Source organism: Synechococcus sp. R8-2, from assembly GCF_047461715.1.
Lineage (GTDB): Bacteria > Cyanobacteriota > Cyanobacteriia > Thermostichales > Thermostichaceae > Thermostichus.
Genome location: NZ_JANSHQ010000387.1, coordinates 1 through 2,671, shown reverse-complemented (window position 1 = coordinate 2,671; position 2,671 = coordinate 1). Strand labels below are relative to the sequence as shown.

At 54.4% G+C, this 2,671-nt stretch carries 3 protein-coding genes; all 3 read left to right on the top strand.

Features of this window, described 5'->3' with window-relative positions; genetic code table 11:
• The first annotated feature begins 74 nt into the window (after positions 1 to 74).
• A complete protein-coding gene (locus NW819_RS09595) occupies positions 75 to 1,379 on the top strand; it encodes a metallophosphoesterase family protein (protein ID WP_414413598.1) in 1,305 nt (434 codons plus the stop codon).
• A gap of 528 nt (positions 1,380 to 1,907) precedes the next feature.
• Complete coding sequence (locus tag NW819_RS09590; RefSeq protein WP_414413597.1) at positions 1,908 to 2,153, top strand: GlsB/YeaQ/YmgE family stress response membrane protein; 246 nt, start codon at positions 1,908 to 1,910, stop codon at positions 2,151 to 2,153.
• A 75-nt stretch (positions 2,154 to 2,228) separates the two neighbouring features.
• Complete coding sequence (locus NW819_RS09585) at positions 2,229 to 2,603, top strand: hypothetical protein (protein ID WP_414413596.1); 375 nt, start codon at positions 2,229 to 2,231, stop codon at positions 2,601 to 2,603.
• Positions 2,604 to 2,671: the final 68 nt, after the last annotated feature.

Sequence of the window (2,671 nt, the reverse complement as noted above, 5' to 3'; positions counted from 1 at the left end):
CCGTCCCGCTAACGCGAACGGCAAGGTTTATCCCAACAGATGGGAGAGCTGCAAAGTCTCCAAGAGCGCCCAAGATGGTAAGGTTGCTACATCTTTCCGACATTCATCTGGGCAGTGGTCTTGCCTACGGCCACATTAACCCAGCTACCGGCCTGAATACCCGTTTGGAAGATTTTGTAGCTTCTTTGCGCTTGTGCATTGACCATGCTCTCAACCAAGCGGTGGATCTGGTGTTGTTTGGGGGCGATGCTTTCCCCGATGCGACACCCCCCCCTCTCCATCAAGAGCTTTTTGCCCAACAGTTTCGCCGCCTGGCCGATGCAGGGATCCCAACCGTCCTGTTGGTGGGCAACCACGATCAGTACGGGCAGGGACAGGGAGGCAACAGCCTGGCTATCTACCGCGCTTTGGGGGTCTCAGGCTTTATTGTGGGGGACAGACTGGAAACTCATCGGATCGAAACTCGCGGTGGCCCGGTGCAGGTGACCACTTTACCTTGGCTGAGTCGCTCTGCTCTACTCGCCCAACAGGAAAGCTTGGCGCTTGAAGGGGAAATCCTCGCGCATCAGCTCCTGCAGCGCCTCCGCCTAGCCCTAGAAGGGGAGATCCGCACCCTGCAGCCAGGGATCCCGGCGATTTTGTTGGCTCACGTCATGGTGGAGACAGCCCGCTACGGAGCAGAACGCCATCTTTCGGTGGGCAGAGGATTTACGGTGCCCCTTTCGCTGCTGGCTCGGCCTGCCTATCAATATGTTGCCTTGGGGCATGTCCACCGTCACCAGGTGCTGTGTCGGGATCCCTTGATGCTCTATCCCGGCAGCATTGAGCGGGTGGATTTTGGCGAAGAAAAAGAGGAAAAAGGCTGTGTGCTGGTGGAAGTCACCCCTACGGGGGCCAGCTATGAATTTTTGCCCCTGCCAACCCGTACCTTTCACACCATTCGCCTGGATCTGAGCGCAGATCCACCCCAGCAGGCGCAGTCCAAGCTGCTGGCCGCCATCGCCAAGGCCCCCGTGGCCGGCTCCATCCTGCGGTTGATCTACCGCATACGGCCCGACCAGCTAGAGTGCATTGATGAGCGGGCTCTGCACAACGCTCTTGCCCCTGCTTTTAGCTACACCATCGCCCCAGAAGTGGTCAGCCCCAGCCGCATCCGTCTGCCGGGATGGGATCCCAGCCGACTTGAGCCCCTGACGGCTCTGGAGCAGTATCTGGCCGACCGCAGCGATCTGGCCCCCTTGCACAACGATTTGCTGGCCGCCGCCCGTCAGTTGTTGGAGGAATATGTGGATCCTTTACAAGACTGGGCCCCCAACTGGGAGGAGCCGGGAGCTTCAAGCCTTGCCCCAGTGGAAGAGGAGCAGTTGCCTTTGTTTTGATTGGTTTTGAGATGCTCTCTTTGTCGCCTCAGGGTTCATAGGGGTGGGGATGGGGGATCCCTGTAGAAGAAATCAGGACAGGAGTGCTTGCCAAAGCTGCGGGCTCCTCAAGCTTCAAGTGATCTAAATCACTTCGAAATGGCAAAAAGCAACACAAACTGGGGATTGGGTTGAAGACGTTGGCAACGACGGCATCAGCTCACTCACAGGGAACTGACTCAGACTGGTAGACCTCACACTGCCAGTCTTTTTTTGTTTGAGGTTTAGGTATTGTGAAGCTGCAGCAAGCAGGGGATCCCTTTCTAGCATTCATGAAATTCCCATCTTCTTTTCTATAGAGTCAGTCTATTAAATCTACAGAGTCTGTATATTAAAAGACAAATAACGATCTGTTCTCGGCAGAGGCTACCAATTTGTCAAGTGGGCGTCAAGTGTGCCAAGTGTACAGAAGGTTGGTTCTCAGGGAATTTATTTTCTCACAACAATAGGTATGCTGTAGAAACAGCATACTATGGAGAAGTAGGTTCTATGGACAGTATCCTTTGGTTTCTCTTGATCGGAGCCCTGGCGGGTTGGCTGGCAGGGAATATTCGACGCGGTTACGGATTTGGATTGATAGGCAACATAATCGTTGGTGTTTGCGGGGCATTTTTTGGCGGGTTCCTCTTCGATTTGCTTGGCCTGTCGGCCACAGGTCTTTTGGGAAGTTTGTTGATGGCTACCGTTGGGGCTTTGGTTTTGTTGGCGTTAATTAGCTTTGTTCGTCGGGCTTGATCTTTAAACTGCTCGCAAGAGTTTGCGTTTTCGTTGCAATCTTGATTGAACATTTACTGGAGAAGGAGAATTTTTATGAGCATTCGTGTTCTTTCGGCAGCGATGATTGGCTTAGCCATCCCCAGCATGGGTCTGTTGACAATGCCATCTGCTTCTGCCCAGCACTTGTTTGATTTGGGAGTGCGCCAACTGCAGCCGGGCACCATCATTCCCGTCCAGAGCTTCAAGGGAGAAGAGCCCCAGTACTTCAGTCCCAACAGCACCCACCCACTTACCCTGCGGGTAGCCCAGGACATCTACAACGGCAGCGGCCAATTGGCGATTCCAGCAGGCAGCGAGGTGCGAGGCAGCTTGCGACCGACTCAGGGAGGGGCCAGGTTCTTCGGCACAGCTTTGATTGCCAATGGGCGACTTTACCCGGTGCAGATGTCTTCTGATTTGATCCACTGATTTGATCCACACTGAGAAAGACCCGCGCCACTATTCTGCCGAAGCGATTGCTCAAGATGCAGCCATTG